Annotated in this window: 24 protein-coding genes and 1 tRNA gene; 9 read left to right on the top strand and 16 right to left on the bottom strand. The window is 56.9% G+C overall.

The genetic code is table 11. The features are described 5' to 3' along the window. The first annotated feature begins 408 nt into the window (after window positions 1-408). Window positions 409-765, top strand: a complete 357-nt coding sequence (locus WS95_RS34970; protein ID WP_156444523.1) for a hypothetical protein — start codon at window positions 409-411, stop codon at window positions 763-765. Between the two features lie 2 nt (window positions 766-767). Continuing rightward, a complete protein-coding gene (locus WS95_RS34965) occupies window positions 768-1,343 on the top strand; it encodes a hypothetical protein (protein WP_156444522.1) in 576 nt (191 codons plus the stop codon). A 316-nt stretch (window positions 1,344-1,659) separates the two neighbouring features. On the opposite strand, the gene WS95_RS34960 is transcribed toward WS95_RS34965, so the two are convergent. Together WS95_RS34960 and WS95_RS20930 are read right to left on the bottom strand one after the other, a co-directional pair. Further along, a complete protein-coding gene (locus tag WS95_RS34960) occupies window positions 1,660-2,745 on the bottom strand; it encodes a hypothetical protein (RefSeq protein ID WP_156444521.1) in 1,086 nt (361 codons plus the stop codon). Window positions 2,746-3,198: 453 nt separating this feature from the next. Then, window positions 3,199-4,077 (bottom strand): hypothetical protein, encoded by an 879-nt coding sequence (locus WS95_RS20930; protein WP_156444520.1) that lies wholly within the window; start codon window positions 4,075-4,077, stop codon window positions 3,199-3,201. A 157-nt stretch (window positions 4,078-4,234) separates the two neighbouring features. Here WS95_RS20930 and WS95_RS20925 point away from each other — a divergent pair, with 157 nt between their 5' ends. From WS95_RS20925 to WS95_RS34945, 4 genes are all read left to right on the top strand, one after another. Then, window positions 4,235-5,044, top strand: coding sequence for a DNA-methyltransferase (locus WS95_RS20925; protein WP_179950210.1), 810 nt, complete (start codon window positions 4,235-4,237; stop codon window positions 5,042-5,044). Window positions 5,045-5,078: 34 nt separating this feature from the next. After that, window positions 5,079-5,603, top strand: a complete 525-nt coding sequence (locus WS95_RS34955; protein WP_156444519.1) for a hypothetical protein — start codon at window positions 5,079-5,081, stop codon at window positions 5,601-5,603. 148 nt (window positions 5,604-5,751) lie between these two features. Next, a complete protein-coding gene (locus tag WS95_RS34950; protein WP_156444518.1) occupies window positions 5,752-6,357 on the top strand; it encodes a hypothetical protein in 606 nt (201 codons plus the stop codon). A gap of 217 nt (window positions 6,358-6,574) precedes the next feature. After that, window positions 6,575-6,922 carry a hypothetical protein gene (locus WS95_RS34945; protein ID WP_156444517.1) on the top strand — a complete coding sequence of 116 codons (348 nt, stop codon included), beginning with the start codon at window positions 6,575-6,577 and terminating at the stop codon, window positions 6,920-6,922. A gap of 42 nt (window positions 6,923-6,964) precedes the next feature. On the opposite strand, the gene WS95_RS20920 is transcribed toward WS95_RS34945, so the two are convergent. Then, window positions 6,965-7,507: a hypothetical protein gene (locus tag WS95_RS20920; RefSeq protein WP_059825478.1), complete on the bottom strand. Its 543-nt coding sequence runs from the start codon at window positions 7,505-7,507 to the stop codon at window positions 6,965-6,967. A gap of 134 nt (window positions 7,508-7,641) precedes the next feature. Between WS95_RS20920 and WS95_RS33770 the strand changes: the two genes are divergently transcribed. Continuing rightward, window positions 7,642-8,226 (top strand): ankyrin repeat domain-containing protein, encoded by a 585-nt coding sequence (locus WS95_RS33770; protein ID WP_082746964.1) that lies wholly within the window; start codon window positions 7,642-7,644, stop codon window positions 8,224-8,226. A 50-nt stretch (window positions 8,227-8,276) separates the two neighbouring features. Here WS95_RS33770 and WS95_RS34940 read toward each other — a convergent pair whose 3' ends face one another. The 9 genes from WS95_RS34940 to WS95_RS20880 form a co-directional block, all read right to left on the bottom strand. Further along, window positions 8,277-9,068, bottom strand: coding sequence for a hypothetical protein (locus WS95_RS34940; RefSeq protein ID WP_156444516.1), 792 nt, complete (start codon window positions 9,066-9,068; stop codon window positions 8,277-8,279). Between the two features lie 25 nt (window positions 9,069-9,093). Further along, window positions 9,094-9,987: an S-4TM family putative pore-forming effector gene (locus WS95_RS20910; protein ID WP_059825473.1), complete on the bottom strand. Its 894-nt coding sequence runs from the start codon at window positions 9,985-9,987 to the stop codon at window positions 9,094-9,096. Then, a complete protein-coding gene (locus tag WS95_RS33765) occupies window positions 9,984-10,856 on the bottom strand; it encodes an SMODS domain-containing nucleotidyltransferase (protein ID WP_082746963.1) in 873 nt (290 codons plus the stop codon). Before WS95_RS33765 ends, WS95_RS20910 begins: the two co-directional genes overlap by 4 nt. Window positions 10,857-11,007: 151 nt before the next feature. Then, window positions 11,008-11,085: transfer RNA gene (locus tag WS95_RS20905), tRNA-Ile, on the bottom strand. A 317-nt stretch (window positions 11,086-11,402) separates the two neighbouring features. Further along, window positions 11,403-13,820, bottom strand: a complete 2,418-nt coding sequence (gene rpoD, locus WS95_RS20900; protein WP_082746962.1) for an RNA polymerase sigma factor RpoD — start codon at window positions 13,818-13,820, stop codon at window positions 11,403-11,405. 88 nt (window positions 13,821-13,908) lie between these two features. Beyond that, window positions 13,909-15,786 (bottom strand): DNA primase, encoded by a 1,878-nt coding sequence (dnaG, locus tag WS95_RS20895; RefSeq protein ID WP_059825466.1) that lies wholly within the window; start codon window positions 15,784-15,786, stop codon window positions 13,909-13,911. Window positions 15,787-15,856: 70 nt separating this feature from the next. Continuing rightward, entirely contained in the window at window positions 15,857-16,303 is a 447-nt protein-coding gene (locus tag WS95_RS20890) for a GatB/YqeY domain-containing protein (protein ID WP_059825463.1), read from the bottom strand. A gap of 194 nt (window positions 16,304-16,497) precedes the next feature. Next, complete coding sequence (gene rpsU / locus WS95_RS20885) at window positions 16,498-16,710, bottom strand: 30S ribosomal protein S21 (protein ID WP_006479415.1); 213 nt, start codon at window positions 16,708-16,710, stop codon at window positions 16,498-16,500. Between the two features lie 105 nt (window positions 16,711-16,815). Then, on the bottom strand, window positions 16,816-18,045 hold the full coding sequence (locus WS95_RS20880; RefSeq protein ID WP_257128090.1) for an NAD(P)/FAD-dependent oxidoreductase: 1,230 nt from the start codon (window positions 18,043-18,045) through the stop codon (window positions 16,816-16,818). 121 nt (window positions 18,046-18,166) lie between these two features. Here WS95_RS20880 and tsaD point away from each other — a divergent pair, with 121 nt between their 5' ends. Beyond that, a complete protein-coding gene (tsaD, locus tag WS95_RS20875) occupies window positions 18,167-19,207 on the top strand; it encodes a tRNA (adenosine(37)-N6)-threonylcarbamoyltransferase complex transferase subunit TsaD (protein ID WP_034205230.1) in 1,041 nt (346 codons plus the stop codon). Between the two features lie 90 nt (window positions 19,208-19,297). Here the strand turns inward: tsaD and folE2 are convergent, their stop codons facing one another. From folE2 to WS95_RS20855, 4 genes are all read right to left on the bottom strand, one after another. Then, window positions 19,298-20,107 (bottom strand): GTP cyclohydrolase FolE2, encoded by an 810-nt coding sequence (gene folE2 / locus WS95_RS20870; protein ID WP_006479422.1) that lies wholly within the window; start codon window positions 20,105-20,107, stop codon window positions 19,298-19,300. Between the two features lie 155 nt (window positions 20,108-20,262). Continuing rightward, on the bottom strand, window positions 20,263-22,167 hold the full coding sequence (gene dxs, locus WS95_RS20865) for a 1-deoxy-D-xylulose-5-phosphate synthase (RefSeq protein WP_034205232.1): 1,905 nt from the start codon (window positions 22,165-22,167) through the stop codon (window positions 20,263-20,265). A gap of 81 nt (window positions 22,168-22,248) precedes the next feature. Continuing rightward, on the bottom strand, window positions 22,249-23,133 hold the full coding sequence (locus WS95_RS20860; protein WP_059501205.1) for a polyprenyl synthetase family protein: 885 nt from the start codon (window positions 23,131-23,133) through the stop codon (window positions 22,249-22,251). After that, window positions 23,130-23,423 carry an exodeoxyribonuclease VII small subunit gene (locus tag WS95_RS20855; RefSeq protein ID WP_006479428.1) on the bottom strand — a complete coding sequence of 98 codons (294 nt, stop codon included), beginning with the start codon at window positions 23,421-23,423 and terminating at the stop codon, window positions 23,130-23,132. Before WS95_RS20855 ends, WS95_RS20860 begins: the two co-directional genes overlap by 4 nt. A gap of 269 nt (window positions 23,424-23,692) precedes the next feature. On the opposite strand from WS95_RS20855, the gene WS95_RS20850 reads away from it, so the two are divergent. Beyond that, window positions 23,693-24,799, top strand: coding sequence for an aromatic ring-hydroxylating oxygenase subunit alpha (locus tag WS95_RS20850; RefSeq protein ID WP_059825459.1), 1,107 nt, complete (start codon window positions 23,693-23,695; stop codon window positions 24,797-24,799). Window positions 24,800-24,821: the final 22 nt, after the last annotated feature.

Here is a 24,821-nt window from a genome sequence, read left to right as displayed (position 1 = left end):
TATGTTTTTAGGGGGTTAGGTACTTGATGATGAAAATGTCTACATTTCAGAGACTATCCAAATTCTACAAATTTCCGCGCATGACTCTCGAAATTTTTCGTTTTCTTGTGCATGAGAAAAATCACGGTGCAATACGATTTATTGATTTTGCATTTTGGTTCACCCATAAACTTGAGATGGCATTCCCATCAAGTCCACAAATTGCTAATTTTGCGATTTATAGAAATTCGTTTCCATGTCTTCATGCACATGGAGCAACTTGAAACGATTGATTCATGCCCATTTTCACGACAATATAAAAAATATAACACCATCATCGACTTGCTTAGATGAATATTTTCCGCTTACATCGTTGACATTGATAAAGCGGTGGTTATATTGATGTTGATAAACACATAGGAATGAAACATGACAAGACCACCCAAATCAAAATTATTCAAACAAGGAAATGTTGCAGATGAAGTTCTTACCCGCGTTAGTGCGCGCATTGACGATGACTTGTATTTGTTCTTGAAACGCGCATACAAGATTCAAGGTGTAACAATGGAGGAGCGCATAAACACTCTATTGAAGAAAGAGGCGGAATACATTCTCAAACAGAAATGGTATATCGATTACCAAGCTAAGAAACCAAAAGGCATCTTCGATCAGATTGCCGAGATGAAATTACAGAACAGAAATGGAACCTTGCCCTCCATTCACTCTGACACGAGTTCAGATGTCGGGTTTGATCTTGGACCAGAAAACGATGAGGAGGCTCAGTAATCATGACCATGAAAGACGAACAACCAACAAAACCACCCTTGGATGAAGACGTTGCTATGGCTCGACGCATGGGAATGCGTCCATTTGAAATGCACTACGAACAGGAAGGAACCAGAGAACTCTATACCGATGAAGAAATTCAACTCCAAGCTGCCGCATGGTATGGAAACAAATCTTTCCTTCAAGAACTTCTTCACCCCAAAAACAAGCTAAAGGTGAATCTAAGCTTCCATGGGAGAGAAGCGCTTTTCCATATAATTAATAGAGCTAAAGACACTGATGGAGGTGATAGAACTGGCGAGACCATCGAGTTGATCCAGCTCCTAGTTTCTCATCGTGCAACGATCACGAATGATCACCTTAAAGCAGCAGTAGAAACAAAATGCTTGGGATTGGTTCAGCACCTAGTCACCCAACTTGGGTTGGATGTAGGTGTTGTTATCAAGAGCAATGTACCAGGCACAGAGGAAATTCGCGGGTGGGCTAAGGAGTGGAAGAAGGTCCATAAACTCAAAACAAAGCTCTCCAGCTCCTTAAATAAGAAAGGAACCACCATACCCGCCAGAAACAAGATATGAGAAAAAACGGCAAACATAAGAAAGCAGACTTCATCTGCTGTTACAGAGATGATGGAACAGAGCTTCCTACATAGAGAAGATGGACCTGCCATTGAGTGGAGAAGGCATCGTGAGGCTAGATAGGCTAGTCTATCTCGCTCAGTCGGCGCGAGCCTCATCTTCGGGGAAAGCCTAGCGGCTTGCACTACGTGTTCCATTTAAGAAAACCAGGCATAAAAAAGCACCCGAAGGCGCTCTTTCAATGATGCTGCACTCCTCACTGCTGCCGCATAATATAAAAATTAAATTAATTTAACAGAACCTGCACTTGTATATTTCACAGCGTGATATCACAATTGCTATTAACATAGTGATGATTACCTGGAGCGATTAGATTTCTTGATAGGCACGCAGCATACTTAGGCAACTTCGTATTTGGTCTTGATGGATCACCACCTAACTCTCTTACCAATTCATCATGTCCTTCTTCGTGAAACGCGGGGACATTGATAGACCACTTCATATCTTGACTCGCAACAAAATATGAAAGATCTGCCGCCGTCAGATCGAACCTAGTGGTTTCAGTAAACACCTTGGGATCAAGCTTGACTTGCGATTTGATAAGCTTAAGTACGTGTACTTTATAACGATTGTTGCCCGCTATCGCATTTTTCCCTTGGATCATACCAAGCGCAAACCAATGAATCGCAGTCATGCCATTTTCGTCCGGGACATCAAACTTTGCCCCCGACTCAATCATTGATGTGATTACCCGATCCGATAATCCGAAGAGATGAACAAATCCTCTCCCGTGCATACCTCGGGGAAGAGGGTTTTCTGTGGCAAAACTTAGGCCGTGAGATTTGAATATTCCGATTAAATCAAGCGTGTATTTAGATTGAGGTAGAGATTCAACGCGGTCATTTTCAAGAATCGCACTTGGCAACCTTAGATAGGCTCCCCCTCCAATTAATTTCGCTCTGCAAGTGAATGCCTCTTCATCTATGCCTCGGTCTAATAATAACTTAACGACATCGAGCCTGGCGTACAACTGTTCCTTCTTCGGCACCCCTAATACGGTTAATGCATTGACTAGAACGAAGCTGCATTTATCGATGTCCTCCTGACTCCGCTTATACATCGAGGTCGTGGCACCGGCATCTAGTAGAGCTTTCACTACCTCTAGATTGGGATTGACAGAAGTGACGGCAACATTAAGGTACGAAACAGGCCGCCCCCCTTCCATGTATCCATCAGGAATTATGGTACTTTGCCGGAGTAGCATTTTCACATCGAAAACATTTCCATTGACAATTGCTGACACCATTTTCCGGCCAGCCTCTTCGAATGTGCTGCTAGAATGTGCAGAATTTGCACCGAACAGACCAATAAAGGCGAACGCCACAACCAAAAGTTTTTCCATTTCGTTCCCCGCGAATAAGTAAAAAATGGACCGGCACTCACTGGATAGCACCTCGCGTCAAGCCTCAGATGAGAGGCTTGCTTATACGCAAGAGTCTGGGGCACACATATGCGCATATAGTTGAATAGGCGTTACTCTTCCACTCAGTTTTTTGGTTTTGGTGTGGAGGCTTCGATTATTTCATCAAGAAATTTTTTTCCCTCTCAAATGTTGAGAAGCATTTCTCTGGTTTACTTGCTCCCTTTTTTCTAACAATATCGAAGTCTGGTGGTGCAAGTACTGCTGAGTTCACGTCCATTCTAATCAAGCAGGGAAAAATATTCTCTGGACAAAACGACCTCAAACTCCATACTTTTTCTCTTCCTTAGCTTCATTGCAAGTTTAATTTGTCGCCACTTCATACCTTACTCCTTTTTGAAGCAAGATACAAAACCACACAGAGAAGTCAAGGTGCTAGATCAGCTTATTCCTCACAAAACCATTCAGATCAGCCTCAACGTCAGGCATCTCTTGCCCAATGGCACTCAGAGTCAATCCTTCAATGAGAATCTTGGCTATATGCTTAAGGCTATTGTTGTTGGCCGCTTCGGCTAAAGGTAGCAGGCCAAGTGCGGCAACGATGAATTCTGTTGAGAAGCCAAGTTCCACGCCGTGATTGATGTGACGATCATAGGCATAGCTCACCAGCCTTGAGCCGAAGGTAGAGAAAGCGTTCTCTAGGGTGTAGATCTTTCTCGTGTCGTCGCACGTGGCCAGCAGAGATGCCAGCCGGACCGCACCGCCGTCCATAGGTAGGTTGATTGTCCCGCGATCTACAAGGTGCTGGATATCGGACCAAGGCAGTGCTTCTCCATCTCGTACAAGCCCCTCCTGGGTCATTTGCTCCACGAACGGAGGAAGTGGAAAGGCCAATATGGATAGAACGAGCCAGAACAGCTTCTGCCCCAAATCCCACCCCCTCGGAGCTTCAGCACCGTACTCAGCCTCCAAGGTGCTGTCCAGCAGCGCTTCTGCGTCCTTGACGTTGCCAGCAAGGATGTTCCAGAGCTCCAATCCTTTGGGTCCCTTGTAGAAACTGATTGCTGTCCCCGGTAACACATTCTCAACGGCATCGACGGACTTGTAGACAGGATTCTTCTTACCCACAAGATAGTCAGCCCAAGGCATGCCTCCAAGCTCGGACAGAGCTGTCTTCCCGAAACGGCATGCATCAATGAAATCCTTGTCTTTCTTCCCAACACCAAAGGTCTTGCCCGCTTCTTCCTTGACTGCCCTTCCCCAGTAGCGGGTTCGCATCGCTACAAGGTCTTTGTCCCAATCACCGTGGCTCACCCCAAAACTCCCATTTCCTGAGTGTCAAGCATTCTAGGAAATCCCCAGAATTCGCGCATTGTCTTCTTTATACACATTGAGCACAAAGATTAGGCGCAATGAGATAAGTCGATCAAAAAAATAAACTGCGTACATGCTTAACAACAAGGAGAAAAGCATGAACGATAAAAACAAACAAACTGATTATCTCAACCAATGCCTCAACCAAGGTGTAATCAATCAAGACAGTCTTGTCGGCATGAGCAACCTTCCAACAGCATCTGTTGATCTGGTGCTTACAGATCCTCCCTACGGTATCGCCAGCAAGGGAAAACTTACCAAGTCGGGTGGGAAGATTGTATCCACTAGCCAAGCATGGGGCAACGACTTCCAGGATGCCTGGGAAGACATGAACGCGTACTGGGAATGGTTCAAGCCATATGTGGCCCAGTTCCATCGTGTCATGAAGGATGGTGCGAGCTGCATTCTCTTTCTCGACCGCAAATACACCGGGCTTATCACCTATCTGATTGAGCAAGAGTTTGACCTTAGCTTCAAGAACAAGCTTTATTTCAAGAAGGTCAATCCGCTTCCCGGCATTCGCAAGAATAACTATCGCTCAAGCATCGAAGAGGCCATCTGGTTTGCCAAGGGTAAAAGCTACACCTTCAACTTCGGCGCACAGAAGGAAATGACTCAATGCTACGAGGGCTCCATTGGCAAGAAGACCACCAAGCATCCCACTGAGAAGTACTCATGGATGATTGACCCTCTTGTGAAGAACCACACGGACCCACAAGACCTCATTCTCGATGCCTTCTGTGGCAGTGGCTCAACGATTGTGAGTGCATGGAAGCAAGGACGTAAGGCTATCGGTTTTGAGAAGAACCTAGAGTTCTTCAAGATGGCTCAGGCACGTTGCGACCAGGTGCAAACGAAAATTGCCGAGGAACTTCAAGCCAAAGAGCTTCTTCGGCAAGCAGCTTAACGAGACAAACAACAACTACTACGAGGAGAAAGCTATGAAAAATGGATATTACAACGAAATCACTGAAATTGGCTTAAGCAAAAGCATCAGCGGACTCTACTTCAAGAGCATCAATCACCTTGAGCGCGAGTTCAAAAAAGGCAAGGAGCTTGGGGACCCACTAGCCATCATTATCAAAGGGGACAGCAAACTTGTAGCCCCCCTTGATTCTGCCAGCAAAGAGGACTATGTAACGGCTCTAAAGGTTGCCTGTCACTTCCTTGGAGCTGATGCCATCATGATGTTTTCAGAAGGCTCCAAATGGACAGGAACAGAGGAGGAACGTCAGTTCGTCATGGAGCAGATGGGGGAAATTCATGGACACGTGAAATCCGAAGACATTCTCATAATTATGATTGAAACTAAAGGAAAACATATCTTGGGGCATGCGGATGTTCGCAGCAGCAAGGTTGGGAAACGACGTGAGATTGGAAAGATTCAATGGTGCGTCATGGATGTGCCTGATGAAAGCTCCGCTCGCTTTTCAAATTTTCTACCCAACAAGGGCAGCACCCAATAGCCAGCCAACAAGCACCAGAAGCACAACTACCACCTTACAGGTGGTTTTTGTTTTTATCCCCCTCCGACTCCCCAATGTCAACTATCAGAATTGATAGTTGATTTATTTTTCACGCCCCATATAAGAACAATAATATGGAGACCATCAGATGGAATACAAAAACGATGCACAAAATGAATTTGAACAGATAGCGAATGGATTGGAACTCAAAATAGAAACCCAGTTCGTTCCCTTCAGTATATCCAGAAATGCCGACTCAAAGCAGAAATCGCTGAATTGGAAGGTCACACTCTCATCGATACGAAACAAGATGACCTTTGACTACAGCAAAGGGGTTGGGCATCTACCCTATCCAAGCGAACTTCAGCTATCGAAACATCAGAGAGCCGCAGTCGATCAAGCCATTGACGCAGCCGTAGAAACTGGAGTTGCTAGGAAAATCGCTCGTGGCGCAATGGCGTTTACCATCATGCCTGGGAAAGAGGAATTTCCCACCCCTACCTTACAAGAGGTTCTTCACGCCTTAACCGAAGATACTCTGGTCATGCACTACTTGACCTATGAAGAATGGGCGGCTGATTTCGGCTATGACCCGGATTCAAGAAAAGGCGAGAAGATCTACGAGGAATGTAGACTTCAAGTATCTAAGCTTAGTGATGTTTTAGGCGGTCCAGATAAGATTGAGAACCTAAGAGGAATTCTTCAAGACCTGGAAAGCCGACCTACTTCACACCACACCAAGCCAAGAATTTGATATTCAAACAAACAAGAGAACAAGGGAAAAACCTTTTTAATTACAACAAACTCTACGCCGCATGGAGATCGCGAATCTCAAGATCTTGCTTTATAATGGCTTTCGACCATAATGAGTGCAAGAGAAAGTCGAACGGTATTAGAAAGGATGAAAAATGCGCCCAGATCAACGCCCAAGAAGTCTATATGATATAGTTGAATTTATCAACAAACATAACATGGCATACGACAATGCCATAGCAGAATTCATCGACGAAACCAAAAAGATGCCCAAAGATGAGTTGCAGAATGCTTTAAGTGTAGAACCAAATCTACTAGACCAAAATGGACGCACATTTGAGTATTGGCAAGATGCTTATCTTGGAGATATTGCTGAGCATTTGGCTAGACTAAACAAGCTGGAAATTCCAGCTTGGACTGAAAATTACGATAGATTTTTGCATAGGAAAGCTTTCTTTGATAACGGCGGCCTCAACTCATTGAATGCCACCCTTATTAAAGAAAGCCCTCTGGCGTTTAGAAGAAGAGGCATCTTTACAGAAGCCCGACCATTGCGACGCTGCTAACAGCGATAAATCGTAGGAAGGCGAGTGTTTTTTACCTTACTATCAAATCTTGCGTCTCTTAACACCATCCTTCCCCTTGTTCCCCATAGAGTAGTTAAGCTTGATTGCTGCCCAGAGCTGCCTCTTATCTTCAGGCACCTGGTAGACGGCCTTGTGCGGCTTGTAGTGGCTTCGGAGCTCCAAGCACTTCTCCTTGTCCAAGCTGCGTCCATCCAACTGCTTTGAAATGAATTGGATGAGGCTGTAGGTAATATGCTCCTCGGGCACGCGGTTGACGGCAAGGAGCTCAAACAGATAGACCAGCTTCTCAGCCTGGGCCTTCTGCTTCTTTTCCCCGGAAACGAGGCCAGCAACCTTGCTGCGCCATTCGCAGAAGCCCGCCCAACTCTCCGCGTCTCTGTCCTCGTCGTACTTACATTTGAACTTCTTGCACTTCTTGCGCGCCTCCTCGATCTGCCACCTCATGGCATTAGCAACCGCCCTCTTCGCCTGCTCAGCCTGCTCCTGATACTGTGGCAATTGCTTGTTAGGAATTTCAGTGATGAAATCCACCAGACATACCTTCTTTTCATTGTTTTTATCCATACACACTCCTCTGATTCATTTTGTAGTTAACAGCAATATTTCTCTAAACTACAAAACAAATCAGAAAAGTCAACCCCACCCATTGACTTCATCCCCATATTTAGTATATTAAAAGGCGAAAACAAGGATAAACAATGGGCGATAGAACGGTGAGTGAAATAGAAGAAGAAATGGACTACCACCAAGAGGAAGGCAACCTAGGTGCCGTCATGAACTTAGTGGATGAACTAGGGAACATGGGTGACAGATTAGCCGTTGCAATCACCAACGGAGATTGGGATGACGCTCTTTACTTTGAATCCTTAGGCTTCGATCTCAGAGAACCCTTCTATCTCAAGATCGCCGCAAAACATAGGCAATGCGAAATCATCAAACATCTAGTCGAACGTGGCTCAGATGTTCATGCCAACGGTGAGGAGGCACTATGCTTTGCAGCAGAAGGTGGACACCTTGAAGCTGTTCAGTGCTTGGTGGAACTAGGCGCAGACGTCCATGCTCAGGAAGAAAGAGCAGTCAAACTAGCGACACATGCAGATAGAATAAACGTTGTGCCATACCTTGTGGAGGCTGGGGCAAGTATCGATGCAGTGCTTGAAATCACTGGGAGCGGAAACTTCTACCGCGAGCTACACAAGTGGGCTCAAGCCTACAAGACCAAACAAACATTGGAAGCGGAGCTAGCTCAGAAGGAAGAGCGCACGCCAAAAACCAAGATATAAAAAAAGCACCCATGCGGGTGCTTTCTCGTGAACATACTTTTGCTGTGCCGTTAGATCTGAAAGGCTTTGGTGACGATCCCGACCTTTATGAAATGAATCCTACCCGACCCGCCCGTCACCAACATTCCCGCTAGTGCATAGTGTTTCCCATGCTGGTTTTTGAAGCCAACAAATACCGGCGAACCACTAAAGCCATTCAAATCTTGATGCCAAGTAACGTTCTCTAGCCTGAGCCTATCCGGGGAGCTGCCATGGGTCAAATGCCCGGCAAACTTCGCAGCTTGCGTGACAATCTCTACAGGCTGTCCATCGGGATAGCTGATATCTGTTTCAGTTCCCTCGTAAGGATAGCCAATACCAGACAATACGATCCCCTGCCCGTCGTCCAGAGCTTCTTTTGCTATAGGATGATTGACAAAGTTATCCAACCACTCACCAAGCGGGGGAAGCTTTACTGAACGGTGAAGGAGCTGCTTTCTCTTCTTACCATCTTGAGGAATATTAACCTCAAGGACGACTAGATCGATGAGCTCACCTGGAATGTCTTCTGAATCATGCTTTAGCGAGATTGCACTAGAAAATTCCACGTAATCATCTTCTTTCCCGGTGCTCCCTTGCAAGGCAAACGGAATGTGCAGGCGTGCAGCAATCTTTGCGATGTCTTCTTTCTGGTCCTTGGTAAGGCAGTGTCGAGCAGTCAAGTAGTAGATTTTCTCTTCACGACGAGCGAAAAAGCCCGTCCCAAGGCGTCGAGGGTATTGCTCCCACCCGTCCTCGACAACGATGTTTGGCGATATGCAGTTCGCCGGAAACCCAGTGTGGATAAACGAAATTTTCGGCACCTCAGTCCCCGAGAAAGCACTACTTTTACTTCTTGATTTCCGCCACAAGAGCCTCAGCACCCTTGTTCATCAACGCCTCGTTCCCGTCCCTAAACCATTTAAAAAGGAAATCGAATACGGGCGGATTTCTCTTTCTATGGTCAAATATCTGATCCTGCAAGGTTCTGCATTTAGCCCTCAGGGTCGGCACGTCTTTCCCGGCAACGGCATCTGACCATACCTTCTCAGACAGATCCCTCAATTTATCCAGCCTGTCGGCTGCATCACTGTGCTCCGTCATTTGACGGTAGCCAAACACATACGTAGAGGCAAGAGGTGCCACGATATATGCCAAGAATTCAAACATATCCTTCTTTTCGTGGAGGCCATACGCTATCAATCCCAGTGCAATGGATACTAGGACTATTCTCACGAAGAGAGAATATTTCCTCCTCATCTTGCAATCCCACCATACATTAGATCTTTGACTGATGATTACACCAAAGATCTCGGGAACCTCACCTATCACGAGTGGATACCAGTTCTTTAGGCCAGCCCTTTTTTCATCACTTGTGCCGTACTTTTTTGCTTCCTCATGAATCAACTCGGGCTCGGGTTTCTTGCCAACAGAAATGTCATTCCAGTCTAGGCCCAAGACCTTGGTATCAAAAAGTTCTTGAACCCTAGCCGCACTATCCCTAAGCTTCTTAGCCCAAGGCGTGAAGACAAAGAGATCAAAAACCACAACCAAGATGCCCCAAAGCGCGACATAACCCTTCAAATCTGGCCGAAGAATGGTTGTAATCGCAGCACCGATGGCAACCGGCCCACTGAGCACCATTTGAATCCCAATGATGTTCTTGGCTCTTGAATAGAGGTTCCTTTGAGCCGCCAGAAGTTCAATGTTCTCGGGCAACTCCTGCCTTTGAATGATGTTCATAGATAATAGGTGGGGAATTTATCGTTATACAGAAGACGCCACCAATCGAAAGCCTCGCTCACATTCCCTGCTGCTCTAGCAGCTTCAGCCTTGTTCGCCCGCGTAGCCGCTGTATTTAGCCTTGATAGCGCATCGGTCTTCTGAACATCACTTTTGCAGGGATAGATGTAGCCAGCAACCCCCATCGGGTCTTGCATAGCGAGCAAACCTTCATTATTTAGGCGGTCAAGAAAATACTTCACATCCAAGTGATGAATGATGGTTTGTTCGTCGTTTGCATACTTCGCCACTCTCATCTCCAGATAGAAGGATTTGATAGGGACGTTCTGATAATATTTCCAAGCTTTTATGAACCGAATTAGCGGCTTGACTTTACCACCATGCTTCCGATCAACCTCGGCTACATAGTGGTTGTGAGCATCAGGGCTTGCCTCCATCCAACCATCGTCGCCATCTGCGATATCGTAGACCTTAAAGCCCTTTTCCTCTCTAAGATAGTCAGCCACCACAATTTCTGTGTCTTCTGACTTGTATGTCCCGAATGGACAGACAACAGCGGGGGTGCTGACCTTTACCCCAGTGTTAGGAAAGCGAACATCCAATACGTTTTTTACCTTCACAAGCGACGCTGTGGAGGTACGTGTTAACACGCTTCTTGGAAGGCAAGCCAAGTAATCCACATCACTGTACCCGCTTACGTTAGTGCCGTTCCCAAACGAACCAATCCTAGTAAATCGGTTCAAGCCAAAGTTGTTTCTCAAGCAGGTTTCGATTGAGGCTCGATGAGATTTCGCTGCTGCGGTTTCCACGGCAGACGTTTTAATCTTGTTGTGAAAATCGATAAACCCTTGTTCAATGGTGCGTGGCATGCCCCTTCCCCCGTTGCAGTGTATGTTTCTTCGCAATGTGCAGCCATTTTCGCATTAGTCAAGGCGCGCTGAGTGGCTTTGTTTCGCGTCGCCTCAGACGCGTATGCGACACCAACGAAAAAAGCTCCCGAAGGAGCTTTTTGAGGATGTTTGGTGGGCCCCCCGGGGGTCGAACCCGGTACCGCTCGATTATGAGTCGAGAGCTCTAACCGCCGTGAGCTAGAGGCCCAAAAACCGTGAATTCTACCGCACGCAAGGCCCTACGGCGTAGCCTAGACGTAGCAAAATATTTTTCATGCCAAGGCTACGCCAAATATTTCCTTGAAAATCAAGGCATTGCGCGCGCACCGAGCCCCAACACAAACAGTTATGAGTTCGCTGCTCTAACCAAGCATGAGCTAGGGGCCCAGACGAGAAGCAAAGCGTGCTACACGCTGCCCCGATAACGAGGCCGGGCCGGCATTGTAACAACAAAGACGACAAAGGGAACGAACGCCACCGGCATCATGCGGATACCGGCGGCGTTCGCGGCACGGATGCTGGAAATCAGTTCCCTTCGAGGAACGACTTCAGCTTGTCGGAACGGCTCGGGTGACGCAGTTTGCGCAGCGCCTTGGCCTCGATCTGACGGATGCGCTCGCGCGTGACGTCGAACTGCTTGCCGACTTCCTCGAGCGTGTGATCGGTGCTCATCTCGATACCGAAACGCATCCGCAGCACCTTCGCCTCGCGCGGCGTCAGCGAATCGAGCACGTCCTTCACGACGTCGCGCATGCTCGCATGCAGCGCGGCATCCGCCGGCGCGACCGTGTTGGTGTCCTCGATGAAGTCGCCGAGATGGGAATCGTCGTCGTCGCCGATCGGCGTTTCCATCGAGATCGGCTCCTTCGCGATCTTCATGATCTTGCGGATCTTGTCTTCCGGCATCTCCATCTTCTCGGCGAGCGTGGCCGGATCCGGCTCGAGGCCGGTTTCCTGCAGGATCTGCCGCGAGATGCGGTTCATCTTGTTGATCGTCTCGATCATGTGAACCGGAATACGGATCGTGCGCGCCTGGTCGGCGATCGAGCGCGTGATGGCCTGACGGATCCACCACGTCGCATAGGTCGAGAACTTGTAGCCGCGACGGTATTCGAACTTGTCCACCGCCTTCATCAGGCCGATGTTGCCTTCCTGGATCAGGTCGAGGAACTGCAGGCCGCGGTTCGTGTACTTCTTCGCGATCGAGATCACGAGACGCAGGTTGGCCTCGGTCATTTCGCGCTTCGCCTGACGCGCCTTCAGTTCGCCGGCCGCCATCTGGCGGTTGGTTTCCTTCAGGTCCTTCAGCGGCAGCACGACGCGCGCCTGCAGGTCGAGCAGGCGCTGCTGCTGTTCGCGGATCGCCGGAACGTTACGCGACAGCACCGCGCTGTACGGATGGCCTTCCGCGGCGATCTTCTCGGCCCAGTCGAGATCCGTCTCGTTGCCGGGGAAGCGCGCGATGAATTCCGAGCGCGGCATGCCGCACTTGTCGACGACGATGTGCAGGATCTGACGCTCGACCTGGCGCACTTCGTCCACCTGCGCACGCAGCGTGTCGCACAGGCGTTCGACGGTACGCGCGGTGAAGCGGATCGTCATCAGCTCGCTCTGGATCGTTTCCTGCGCCTTCAGGTAGGCCTTCGACTTGTAGCCTTCCTTCTCGAACGCGCGGCGCATCTTGTCGAACCACTCGCTGATCTGCGCGAACTTCTCGAGCGACGCGCGCTTGAGGGCTTCGAGTTGGGCGGCGTTGGCCGATGCCTGCGCGGCACCGTCGTCTTCCTCCTCTTCCTCTTCTTCCTCTTCCTCTTCGGCTTCCTCGTCCTCGTTCTCGATGGCTTCCGCTTCCTTCGCGGAGAAGCCGTCCGTATCGGTGGAGTCCGAAGCATTCGGATCGAGCAGGCCGTCGACGAGCTCGTCGACGCGGATCTCTTCGTTCGCGACGCGTTCGGCCATCGCGAGGATGTCGGCGATCGTGGTCGGGCACGCGGAGATGGCCATCACCATGTGGCGCAGGCCGTCCTCGATCCGCTTCGCGATCTCGATTTCGCCTTCGCGCGTGAGCAGCTCGACGGTGCCCATCTCGCGCATGTACATCCGGACCGGGTCGGTCGTGCGGCCGAATTCCGAATCGACGGTGGACAGCGCGACTTCCGCTTCCTCTTCGACTTCATCGTCCGACGACGCGGCGGGCGCGTTGTCGTTCAGGAGCAGCGTTTCCGCGTCCGGCGCCTGCTCGTATACCGCCACGCCCATGTCGTTGAACGTGCCGATGATGCCCTCGAGGGCTTCGGTCTCGGTGAAGTTGTCCGGCAGGTGGTCGTTGATTTCGGCGTACGTGAGGAAGCCGCGCTCCTTGCCGAGCTTGATCAGCGCGCGCAGCTTCACGCGGCGCTCTTCGAGCTCCTCGGCCGTGCCCGGCGTGCTCGTCGCGAACGCTTCCTTCAGCAGCGCCTTTTCCTTGGCGCGACGATCGCGCACCTTGGATTTGCCCGGTGCAGCCGCGGCTGCGGGCTGCTCGTCGGTCTGATTTGCGTCGTCTTCGACGGATACTTCGTTCAGCTTTTTGGTCATGGAGTTCGCCGTACCGGCTATATCGACTCGCGGCTGCTGGACGACAGCCGGTTGAACCGTGGGTGCATGAGTAGTACGTACTGCCGTTTCGTCCGCGTCGGCAGTCGTGTCCCTTGCGCTTTTCGCACTTGCCCGCTTCGCCGCCGGCTTGGCCGGCCCGGAGTCGGGTCTGGCGGCAGCCCGTGTTCTGGCTGCCGGCGCCGGCGCAGCCTGAGCAGTGCCGGCCGCGGTTTTCTTTCCCGCAGGAGCTGACGTGGCTGAAGACGTTGTCCTGGCGGAAGAAGCAGACTTGGCCGCTGTGACCTTCTTGGTCGGCTCCGTCGAGCCCTTGCCTGTTGCTTTCTTTCCGCCTGTCGTCTTTGCCATCGCGATTCTCGCCTCTGCTTGGAAAACAAACCGCTGGAAACCTTATATTATAGCACGCTGGGGAACCCTCTCTAAGCGCCCCAGCCGCCTACAGCCCGAGCCGACGCTTCATGTCGGTTCGCTGCCGGTTCAATTCCGTCAATTCGGTCAATTCCTCGGGGGTGAAGGTGGATTGCCGCGCCAGCCTGTCCAGCCGGTCGCAGCAGGCGTCATAGCGCATCTTGAGCACCGCTGCCTGCAGCTCCTCCCCCGCAATCCGCTCCTGCTCACGCTGCCGCTCGGGCACCGTCTCGTCTTCCGGATTCTGTAACAGCAAATCGCGGACGTTTTCATCATAGTCCAGAATTTCGCGGAAGATTTCCTCGTAAGTCGCCGCGTTCGAGGACGTCCTCAGGACATCCGACAGTAGCCGGAACTCCGCGCCGTCGCCCAGCGCACGCGCATGATCGACGACTTCCGCGAACAACTCGCCGATGCGCGGCAGCGCACGCAGGGTCGCAATCTGTTCGTCGTCGAGCTGCGAGGCGACGCGCGGATGCATCACCAGCGTGCGCAACGCGCGCTTTTCGCTGTCCGTCACGCGGCGCCGCTCGCTGCGCGCGGGCGCCTGGCGCGGCGCCGCCGCGATACGCGTATCGACGTCCGACAGCGCCGCGACCTCTTCGAACGGAATGTCGAGGCGATCGGCGAACATGTGCATGATCTGCGCACGCAATGCGTTCGCGGGCAGCGCCTGCAACAGCGGCTTCGCATCGAACAGCGCCTTCGCGCGGCCTTCCGGCTGATCGAGCGCCTTGCCGGCGATTGCTTCGTTCAACAGAAATTGGGACAGCGGCATCGCGCGCTCGACCTGCTCGGAGAACGCGTCCGCGCCGAACTCGCGCACGTAGCTGTCCGGATCGTGCTCGGTCGGCAGGAAAAGGAACCGGATCGTGCGGTTGTCGCCCGCATGCGGCAGGCATGCCTCGAGCGCGCGCCGGGCCGCGCGCCGCCCGGCCGCATCGCCGTCGAAACTGAAAATGACCGTGTCGGTCTGACGCAGCAGCTTCTGCACGTGAATTGGCGTGCACGCGGTGCCGAGCGTCGCGACCGCGTTCGGAAACCCGAGCTGCGCGAGCGCGACGACGTCCATGTAACCCTCGACGACCAGCACGTACTTGCGCTCGCGAATCGCGAGCCGCGCCTCGAACAGCCCGTACAGCTCGCTGCCCTTGTTGAACAGCGGCGTTTCCGGCGAGTTCAGGTACTTCGGTTCGCCGCTGCCGAGCACGCGGCCGCCGAAACCGATCACCTGCCCCTTCACATTGCGGATCGGGAACATGATCCGCTCGCGGAACCGGTCGTAGCGGCGCGCGACGCCCTGCGCATCGGTTTTCTCGCTGACGATCACGAGCCCCGCCTCGACGAGCGACTCGTCGCGATAGTCGGGGAACGCGGCCTCGAGGTTCTGCCAGCCGTCCGGCGCATAGCCGAGACCGAAGCGTGCGGCGATCTCGCCGGTCAGCCCGCGGTTCTTCAGGTACTGGATCGCGTCGGTCGCGCCGCGCAACTGCTTGCGGTAGTAGTCGCACGCGGCCGTCATCGCGTCGGACAGCGCGGTCGCCACCGATTTCGACACGGGCGCCGGATGGTCGCCGCCCCCGCCTGCGCCCCCACCGCCGCCGCGCATCGACGGCTCGTGCGGCACGGTCAGGCCGACGGATTGCGCGAGTTCCTGCACGGCTTCCGGGAACGTGAGCCCCGCGTGTTCCATCAGGAAGCCGATCGCGGTGCCGTGCGCGCCGCAACCGAAGCAGTGATAGAACTGCTTGGTCGGGCTGACGGTAAACGACGGGCTCTTCTCGTTATGGAACGGGCACAGCCCCATGAAATTGGCGCCGCCCTTCTTGAGCTGCACGTACCGGCCCACCACGTCGACGATATCGACGCGGTTCAGCAAATCCTGCAGGAACGAATGCGGAATCACCGTGGGATCGAACGAAAAAAGAGGATACGGCGCCCGGCGCACGCATCGCTGGGCGCGCCGGGAACGGGTCTTACTTCGTGAGCGCGGCCTTGACCTGCGCGGAAACGGCCGTCATGTCGGCACGGCCGGCGAGCTTGCCCTTCAGCACGCCCATCACCTTGCCCATGTCCTGCGGGCCGGCTGCGCCGGTTTGCGCGACCGCCGCCTGGACTTCGGCCGCCACTTCGGCGTCCGACAGTTGCGCGGGCATGTAGCCGCCCAGCACGGTCAGCTCGGCCTGCTCCTTCGCGACGAGATCGTCGCGGCCGGCCGCCTGGAACTGGCTGATCGAATCCTTGCGCTGCTTGATCATCTTGTCGACCACGGCCGTGATGCCCGCGTCGTCGAGCGTGACCCGATCATCGACTTCGCGCTGCTTGATCGCGGCCATCAGCAGGCGAATCGTTGCCAGACGCTCGCTTTCCTTCGCGCGCATCGCGGCCTTCATGTCTTCGCTGATCTGCTCTTTCAAACTCATCTTTCACCCGGGATGGAAACGTGAATCCGACGCCCGCGAACGGACGTCAACACAAAAACCCGCTTGGGACAGTGTCTCAAGCGGGTTGCTCGAATCCGGCATCGGCGACTCGCCGCCTGATCGGCTGCGCGACCGCACCCGATCGCGCGGAGTCGCCGGTGCGCCGCTCAGCGAACCGCGCGGCGCCCAATCGTTCAGTACAGCTTCTTCGGCAGCGTCTGGCTGCGAATACGCTTGTAGTGACGCTTCACCGCCGCGGCCTTCTTGCGCTTGCGTTCCGCGGTCGGCTTCTCGTAAAACTCGCGCGCACGAAGCTCGGTCAGCAGACCGTTCTTCTCGATCGTGCGCTTGAAGCGACGCATGGCAACTTCGAACGGCTCGTTCTCTTTAACGCGAATGATCGTCATGATCCGACACGAATAAAGGTTTGCAGGGAAAGACTACCGAGTATAGCAGAGCGCATGCCCAAAGGCACGGGGCCGCCCCCGGGCGCAACGGCGCGGGCCGGTGCGTCATGCGCCGCGCGCATACTCGGCCGCAGCCTGCCCGGCCGCCGTGCCGGACGCCCACGCCCACTGGAAGTTGTAGCCGCCGAGCCAGCCCGTCACGTCCACCGCCTCGCCGACGAAGAACAGCCCCGGCACGCGCGCGCTCATCATCGTCGCCGACGACAGCTCCCGCGTATCGACCCCGCCTTTCGTCACTTCGGCCTTCTTGTAGCCTTCGGTGCCGTTCGGCGTGAGCGTCCAGCCGGACAGCGCGTCGCCGATCTGGCGCAGCGTCTTGTCGGGCAGGTCCGCGAGCCGCGCGTCGGCCGCGACGCGATGCGTGTCGAGCCACGCATGCGCGAGGCGCGACGGCACCCAGTCGGCGAGCAGCGAACCGATCTGGCGCTTCGACGTGCGTTTCGCGTCGAGCAGGTCGGCCACCGTGTCGCGCTGCGGCAGCAGGTCGACGCGGATCGGGTCGCCGGGCTGCCAGTAGCTCGAGATCTGCAGGATGCCCGGCCCGGAGAGCCCGCGATGGGTCAGCAGCAGATCCTCGACGAATTCGCCGCCGCGCTTTTTGTCGCCGGTCGATACGCGCACTTCGAGCGATACGCCGGACAGCGGCGCGAACGGCGCCCAGTCCTGCGGCGCGAACGTCAGCGGCACGAGGGCGGGCCGCGTATCGACGAGCTTGTGGCCGAACTGCTTCGCGAGCCGATAGCCGAAGTCGGTCGCACCGATCTTCGGGATGGACAGGCCGCCGGTCGCGACGATCAGTGCACGCGCAGCGATCGGGCCGGCCTGCTGCGTATCGAGCGTGAAGCCGTCCGACGGCGTATGGCGCACCGCGTCGACGACGACGGGCCGGCGCCACGCGATGCCGCCCGCGTCGCACTCGTGCTTCAGCACGTCGATGATCGCGTCGCTGCCGTGGTCGCAAAAGAGCTGACCCTTGTGCTTTTCGTGCCAGGTCACGCGATGGCGCTTGAGCAGTCCGAGGAAGTCGCGCGGCGTATAGCGCGCCAGCGCCGAGCGCGCGAAATGCGGATTCGACGACAGGTAATTGTCGGGCCCGGCATACAGGTTCGTGAAGTTGCAGCGGCCGCCGCCCGAGATGCGGATTTTCTCGGCGAGCCGCGGCGCGTGATCGATCAGCACGACGCGGCGGCCGAGCTGCCCGGCGACCGCGGCGCTCATCATGCCGGCGGCGCCCGCGCCGATCACGGCGATGTCATAAGTTTCCATGGCGCGGATTGTACCTGCCCGGCATCGGGGCCGGGCCGCCGCCAGCGCCGGCCCGCCCTCGCCTGCTATACTTTCCGGTTACGTCGACCTATCTGCGGCGCGTCCGAAACGGCGCGCCCTGCCCGTACCCATGCTCGTTCTCGGCATCGAAAGCTCCTGCGACGAAACCGGCCTCGCGCTCTACGACACGCAGCGCGGCCTGCTCGCGCACGCGCTCCATTCGCAGATCGCGATGCACCGCGACTACGGCGGCGTCGTGCCCGAGCTCGCGTCGCGCGACCACATCCGCCGCGCGCTGCCGCTGCTCGAGGACGTGATGGCGCAAAGCGGCACGCGCCGCGAGGACATCGACGCGATCGCGTTCACGCAGGGCCCCGGCCTCGCCGGCGCGCTGCTGGTCGGCGCGAGCATCGCGAATGCGCTCGCGCTCGCCTGGAACAAGCCGACCGTCGGCATCCACCACCTCGAAGGCCATCTGCTGTCGCCGTTGCTGGTCGACGAGCCGCCGCCGTTCCCGTTCGTCGCGCTGCTGGTTTCCGGCGGCCACACGCAACTGATGCGCGTGACCGACGTCGGCGTCTACGAGACGCTCGGCGAAACGCTCGACGACGCGGCCGGCGAAGCGTTCGACAAGACGGCGAAGCTGATCGGCCTCGGCTATCCGGGCGGCCCCGAAGTCTCGAAACTCGCGGAAACGGGCACGCCGGGCGCGGTCGTGCTGCCGCGCCCGATGCTGCATTCGGGCGATCTCGACTTCAGCTTCAGCGGCTTGAAGACGGCCGTGCTCACGCAGATGAAGAAATTCGAAGCGGCCCAGCTCGACGGCGAAGCGCTCGAACGGGCGAAGGCCGACCTCGCGCGCGGCTTCGTCGATGCGGCCGTCGACGTGCTCGTCGCGAAGTCGCTCGCCGCGCTGAAGAAGACGAAGCTCAAGCGCCTCGTGGTCGCGGGCGGCGTCGGCGCGAACCGCCAGTTGCGCGCGGCCCTGTCGGCGGCCGCGGCCAAGCGCGGCTTCGACGTGCACTATCCCGATCTCGCGCTCTGCACCGACAACGGCGCGATGATCGCGCTCGCGGGCGCGCTGCGGCTCGGCCGCTGGCCCGAACAGGCGAATGCCGACTACGCGTTCACGGTGAAGCCGCGCTGGGATCTCGCGTCGCTCGCACGCTGAATCCGCAACGCAACGCCGCCAGCCGGAAAACGAAAAGGCAGCTCGATTCCGAGCTGCCTTTCTCATTGGCGCGACGAAACGTCGCGGCGTTCATGCAGCGTGCCGCTTGTCGCGCTCGATCAGCGCATACGCGCTGTGATTGTGGATCGACTCGAAGTTCTCGGCTTCGAGCACGTAGGCGACCACCCGCTCGTCCGCATCGAGACGCTGCGCGACATCGCGCACGAGATCCTCGACGAACTTCGGGTTCTCGTACGCACGCTCGGTGACGAACTTCTCGTCCGGACGCTTCAGCAGCCCCCACAGTTCGCACGACGCTTCTTCTTCGGCGATGCGGATCAGCGCCTCGACCGGCAGATCGGCGGCCAGCTCCGCATCGATCGTCACGTGCGAGCGCTGGTTGTGCGCGCCGTATTGCGAGATCTTCTTCGAGCACGGGCACAGGCTCGTCACCGGCACGAGCACCTTCAGGAACAGGCGCGTGTCGCCGTTGCGGCTTTCGCCCGCGAGCGTCACTTCATAGTCGAGCAGGCTCTGCACGCCCGACACCGGCGCCGTCTTGTTCACGAAATACGGGAACGTGACTTCGATGCGGCCGGCCTCGGCCTCGAGCTTCACGAGCATCGACGCGAGCATCGCGCGGAAGCGCTCGACCGTCAGCGGCGCGCGATTCTCTTCGAGCAGCGCGACGAAGCGCGACATGTGCGTGCCCTTCTGATCGGCAGGCAGACGGACGTCGAGGTTCCAGACGCCGACGGTCGGTTGCACGTCGCCGCTTTCGGTACACACCGTCAACGGATGCCGGACCGCCTTCACGCCCACGCGCTGAATCGGGATCTGACGGGTATCCACCGTGCTCTGCACGTCGGGCATCACGAAGGCGGGGTTCATCTGGTTCATCTTGGTTCAATCCTTGTAAGCCGCGCGTCCGACGACGCGCACGCCGCGTCACGCGGCAGCCGGAAAAGCAACATGGGCCCGCAGGCCCATGTTTTCCGCATCAATGAAGACCGGTTGCGCCAGTCGCGCCGGCGCCGCCCGCAGGCGGCGCCGCCTCATGCGACGCGCTTCGCCTGATCGGCGACATCGGCCGCCGGGCTCAGAAAGCGTTCGCGAATCGATTTCGCGATGCCCGCGCCGTCGAGGCCGCATTGCGACAGCAGCTTCGCGGGGTCGCCGTGATCGATGAACTGGTCAGGGAGGCCCAATTGTATTACGGGTCGGATAACCCCACTCTCCATCAGGGCTTCGACGCAGGCCGAACCCGCGCCACCCATCACGCAGCCTTCCTCGACCGTGACGAGGTAATCGTGCGTTTCGGCCAGCTCGCGCACGAGCGCCGCATCGATCGGCTTCACGAAGCGCATGTTCGCGACCGTTGCATCGAGCTCCTCGGCAGCGGCGAGCGACGGTGCGACCATCGTGCCGAACGCGAGGATCGCGACGCGCTTGCCTTCCGGCTGCGACGTCCGGCGACGCACTTCACCCTTGCCGAGCGGGATCTCGGTGAATTCCTTCACCGTCGCCACGCCCGTGCCCGCGCCGCGCGGATAGCGCACCGCGGTCGGGTTCGGTTGCTGCAGCGCCGTGTGCAGCATCTGGCGGCATTCGTTTTCGTCGGATGCCGCCATGATCGTCATGTTCGGGATGCAGCGCATGAACGCGAGATCGTACGCGCCCGCATGCGTCGCGCCGTCCGCGCCGACGAGGCCCGCGCGGTCGATCGCGAACACGACCGGCAGATTCTGCAGCGCGACGTCGTGGATCAGTTGGTCGTACGCACGCTGCAGGAACGTCGAGTAGATCGCGACGACGGGCTTCAGCCCCTCGGTCGCGAGACCGCCCGCGAACGTCACCGCGTGCTGCTCGGCGATGCCGACGTCGTAGTAGCGATCCTTGAAACGCTTCTCGAATTCGACCATGCCGGAGCCTTCGCGCATCGCGGGCGTGATGCCGACCACGCGCGTGTCGCGCTCGGCTTCGTCGCACAGCCACTCGCCGAATACCTGCGTGTAGGTCTTCTTCGCGGGCGTGGTCGACGGCTTGATGCCTTCGGCCGGGTTGAACTTGCCGGGGCCGTGATAGAGCACCGGATCGGCTTCGGCGAGCTTGTAGCCCTGGCCCTTCTTCGTCACCACGTGCAGGAATTGCGGGCCGCGCAGTTCGCGGATGTTCTGCAGCGTCGGGATCAGCGAATCGAGATCGTGACCGTCGATCGGGCCGATGTAGTTGAAGCCGAATTCCTCGAACAGCGTCGCCGGCACGACCATGCCCTTCGCATGCTCCTCGAGCTTGCGCGCGAGTTCGAGCACCGGGGGCGCGACGCTCAGCACGCGCTCGACGCCTGCACGCGCAGCCGCATAGAAGCGGCCCGACATCAGGCGCGCGAGATGGCGATTCAGCGCGCCGACCGGCGGCGAGATCGACATGTCGTTGTCGTTCAGGATCACGAGCAGCTTCGCATCTTCCGACACGCCCGCGTTGTTCATCGCCTCGAACGCCATGCCGGCCGTCATCGCGCCGTCGCCGATCACCGCGATCGAGAAGCGGTCGTCGCCGTTCAGCTGGCTGCCGATCGCCATGCCGAGCGCGGCCGAGATCGACGTGCTCGAGTGCGCGGTGCCGAACGTGTCGTATTCGGATTCGCTGCGGCGCGGGAAGCCCGAGATGCCGTCGTACTGACGCAGCGAATGCATCTGGTCGCGGCGACCCGTCAGGATCTTGTGCGGGTAGGTCTGGTGACCCACGTCCCAGACGATGCGATCGTTCGGCGTGTTGAACACGTAGTGCAACGCGATCGTCAGCTCGACCGTCCCGAGGTTGGACGACAAGTGGCCGCCCGTCTTCGACACGCTGTCGAGCACGAACGCGCGCAGTTCATCCGCGAGCGGTTGCAGTTGGCGACGATCGAGGCGGCGCAAATCCGCCGGGTCGTCGATGGTTTTCAGCAAGTCGTACATCGTCGTTCCATTGTAGGAAATCAAACGCGCCCGCATTCTTTTGCGCGCACCGTGGCATGTGCGCGGCGGCGGGCTTTCGCGTCAGCTGACCCGGTTCACTACCAGGTCGGCAAGTTCGGCGAGACGCTGTGCGCGTGCGCCGAACGGTTTCAGCGCGTCATGCGCTTCGGCGCGCAGCTGCGCTGCCAGCTCGCGCGACGCCTCGAGACCGAGGATCGATACATAGGTCGGCTTGTCGTTCGCCGCGTCCTTGCCGGCCGTCTTGCCGAGCGTCGCCGAATCGGTCGTGACGTCGAGAATGTCGTCGACGACCTGGAAGGCCAGACCCACGGCCCCCGCGTAAACGTCCAGCGCGGCCATCGTTTCCGCCGACGGCGTCTCGCCGGCCAGCGCGCCCATCCGCACGGCCGCGCGCAGCAATGCGCCCGTCTTCATCCGGTGCATCGTCTCGAGCTGCTCGCGCGTCAGCTTCAGGCCGACGCTCGCCAGATCGATCGCCTGCCCGCCGGCCATGCCGATCGAGCCGCTCGCGAGCGCCAGCTCGCGCACGAGCGCCGCCTGCTGCACCGGCGACAGCGCAGCGGCGTCGGTCAGCGCGACGAACGCCTGCGACTGCAGCGCGTCGCCGACCAGCAGCGCCGTCGGCTCGTCGTACTGCACGTGCACGGTCGGCTTGCCGCGACGCAGCGCGTCGTCGTCCATGCACGGCATGTCGTCGTGCACGAGCGAGTAGACGTGGATCATCTCCAGCGCCGCCGCCGCGGCGTTGCGCGCCGCCTCCGTCGCCCCGGTCAGCTCGCCTGCTGCATGGCACAGCAGCGGGCGAACGCGTTTGCCGCCACCGAGGACCGCGTAGCGCATCGCCTCGTGAAGTTTCGCGGGCGTCGCCGTTTCAGCCGGCAGATAGTGGCCGAGTGCGTCCTCGACACGGTCAAGCACGGACCGCATCCATTGTTCGAATGTCATAGATCGTCGTCTTCGCCGTCCGTGGCGGCCGTTCCGGACGAAAGCGGCTTCAGCGTCGCGCCGTCGAGCACGCGAACCTGCTGCTCCACTTTCTCGAGCTGCTGTTGGCAAAACGCAACGAGGGTCGCACCGCGACGATACGCCGCCAGCGAATCCTCGAGGCTCAACGCGCCGCCTTCCATCCGGGCAACCAGCGTCTCGAGCTCCGCGAGCGCCATCTCGTAATTGTCCGGCAACGGTTCGGTGCCATTGCCGGGCGGCGTGGCGCCTGGGGATGCGGTTTTCGCCATGGACGAGGTGTCAAATTTCAAAACAAGTCGGACATTCTACGGCAAAAGAGAATTTTCCGACCTGCCGTCGTGGGCGCCCGCGCACAATTCCAGCCCCATCTCCGGCACACAGTGTGCGCCTTTCGACGGTCGCCCGACAAAAAATTGACACAAATCAGGCACTTAATCCTAGCCTTGCGAGGCGAACCGGGTATAATTCTCCGTTTCCCTAAATCGATTTTTCGATGGTTGGGTTGTTCACTGCTTTCACGCTAACACCGGGAGTGGGAATGTCCAATCTGAGCGATGCGCTTCAGTTGAAGTCGGCTCACAGCCAGCTTCCAGTCACTGCATATTTCGATGAGGCGCTACTCGAGCGCGAGATCGAAACCCTCTTCAAGAAAGGACCTCGTTACGTCGGGCACGAGTTGATGGTGCCCGAGGCGGGAGACTATTTTGCGCTGCCGTCCGAGAAGGAAGGCCGCGTGCTGGTCCGTAACCAGACGAACCAGATCGAACTGCTGTCGAACGTGTGCCGCCACCGGCAGGCGATCATGCTCAACGGGCGCGGCCATGCGCAGAACATCGTGTGCCCGCTGCACCGCTGGACGTACGATCTGGAAGGCCAGCTGCTCGGCGCGCCGCACTTCCCCGACAAGCCGTGCCTGAACCTCGGCAAGAGCCCGCTGCAGAACTGGCAGGGGCTGCTGTTCGAGGCGGAGGGCCGCAACGTCGCGCGCGACCTCGCCCATCTCGGCACGAAGCATCACTTCGACTTCTCCGAATACCAGTTCGATCACGTCGAAGTGCACGAGTGCGATTACAACTGGAAGACGTTCATCGAGGTCTACCTCGAGGATTATCACGTCGTCCCGTTCCATCCGGGCCTGGGCAGCTTCGTGTCGTGCGACGATCTCAAATGGGAGTTCGGCGACTGGTACAGCGTGCAGACGGTCGGCGTGCACAACGCCCTCGCGAAACCGGGCAGCACGACTTACCAGAAATGGCACGAGCAGGTGCTGAAGTTCCGCAACGGCGTGCCGCCGGAGTTCGGCGCGATCTGGATGGTCTACTACCCGGGCCTGATGATCGAGTGGTATCCGCACGTGCTGGTCGTGTCGTGGCTGATTCCGCGCGGGCCGCAGAAGACGACCAACATCGTCGAGTTCTATTACCCCGAGGAAATCGCGCTGTTCGAACGCGAATTCGTCGAGGCCGAGCGTGCCGCGTATATGGAAACGGCCGTCGAGGACGACGAGATCGCGATGCGGATGGATGCGGGCCGCCGCGCGCTGATGGCCCGCGGCGAGTCGCAGGTGGGCCCGTACCAGAGCCCGATGGAAGACGGCATGCAGCACTTCCACGAGTTCCTGCGCCGCCACCTCGGCGAGTTCTGACGCGGGTGCGGCGCATCGACGC

It is taken from the genome of Burkholderia sp. MSMB1826, assembly GCF_001526325.1.
Taxonomy (GTDB): Bacteria; Pseudomonadota; Gammaproteobacteria; order Burkholderiales; family Burkholderiaceae; genus Burkholderia.
Note: the sequence above shows the minus strand (reverse complement) of the source record. Positions and strands in the feature narration are given on the sequence as shown.

What these genes read in the sequence shown, in the direction of transcription:
- WS95_RS34950 (WP_156444518.1), top strand. Translation starts at nt 5,752, where the DNA reads ATGGAATACAAAAACGATGCACAAAATGAATTTGAACAGATAGCGAAT.
- WS95_RS34960 (WP_156444521.1), bottom strand. Translation starts at nt 2,745, where the DNA reads ATGGAAAAACTTTTGGTTGTGGCGTTCGCCTTTATTGGTCTGTTCGGT.
- WS95_RS34965 (WP_156444522.1), top strand. Translation starts at nt 768, where the DNA reads ATGACCATGAAAGACGAACAACCAACAAAACCACCCTTGGATGAAGAC.
- WS95_RS34970 (WP_156444523.1), top strand. Translation starts at nt 409, where the DNA reads ATGACAAGACCACCCAAATCAAAATTATTCAAACAAGGAAATGTTGCA.
- WS95_RS20860 (WP_059501205.1), bottom strand. Translation starts at nt 23,133, where the DNA reads ATGACATTCGAACAATGGATGCGGTCCGTGCTTGACCGTGTCGAGGAC.
- WS95_RS34955 (WP_156444519.1), top strand. Translation starts at nt 5,079, where the DNA reads ATGAAAAATGGATATTACAACGAAATCACTGAAATTGGCTTAAGCAAA.
- dxs (WP_034205232.1), bottom strand. Translation starts at nt 22,167, where the DNA reads ATGTACGACTTGCTGAAAACCATCGACGACCCGGCGGATTTGCGCCGC.
- WS95_RS20925 (WP_179950210.1), top strand. Translation starts at nt 4,235, where the DNA reads ATGAACGATAAAAACAAACAAACTGATTATCTCAACCAATGCCTCAAC.
- WS95_RS20920 (WP_059825478.1), bottom strand. Translation starts at nt 7,507, where the DNA reads ATGGATAAAAACAATGAAAAGAAGGTATGTCTGGTGGATTTCATCACT.
- WS95_RS20855 (WP_006479428.1), bottom strand. Translation starts at nt 23,423, where the DNA reads ATGGCGAAAACCGCATCCCCAGGCGCCACGCCGCCCGGCAATGGCACC.
- WS95_RS33770 (WP_082746964.1), top strand. Translation starts at nt 7,642, where the DNA reads ATGGGCGATAGAACGGTGAGTGAAATAGAAGAAGAAATGGACTACCAC.
- WS95_RS20910 (WP_059825473.1), bottom strand. Translation starts at nt 9,987, where the DNA reads ATGAACATCATTCAAAGGCAGGAGTTGCCCGAGAACATTGAACTTCTG.
- rpsU (WP_006479415.1), bottom strand. Translation starts at nt 16,710, where the DNA reads ATGACGATCATTCGCGTTAAAGAGAACGAGCCGTTCGAAGTTGCCATG.
- WS95_RS34945 (WP_156444517.1), top strand. Translation starts at nt 6,575, where the DNA reads ATGGCATACGACAATGCCATAGCAGAATTCATCGACGAAACCAAAAAG.
- folE2 (WP_006479422.1), bottom strand. Translation starts at nt 20,107, where the DNA reads ATGAACCAGATGAACCCCGCCTTCGTGATGCCCGACGTGCAGAGCACG.
- rpoD (WP_082746962.1), bottom strand. Translation starts at nt 13,820, where the DNA reads ATGGCAAAGACGACAGGCGGAAAGAAAGCAACAGGCAAGGGCTCGACG.
- tsaD (WP_034205230.1), top strand. Translation starts at nt 18,167, where the DNA reads ATGCTCGTTCTCGGCATCGAAAGCTCCTGCGACGAAACCGGCCTCGCG.
- WS95_RS33765 (WP_082746963.1), bottom strand. Translation starts at nt 10,856, where the DNA reads ATGCCACGCACCATTGAACAAGGGTTTATCGATTTTCACAACAAGATT.
- WS95_RS20890 (WP_059825463.1), bottom strand. Translation starts at nt 16,303, where the DNA reads ATGAGTTTGAAAGAGCAGATCAGCGAAGACATGAAGGCCGCGATGCGC.
- WS95_RS20850 (WP_059825459.1), top strand. Translation starts at nt 23,693, where the DNA reads ATGTCCAATCTGAGCGATGCGCTTCAGTTGAAGTCGGCTCACAGCCAG.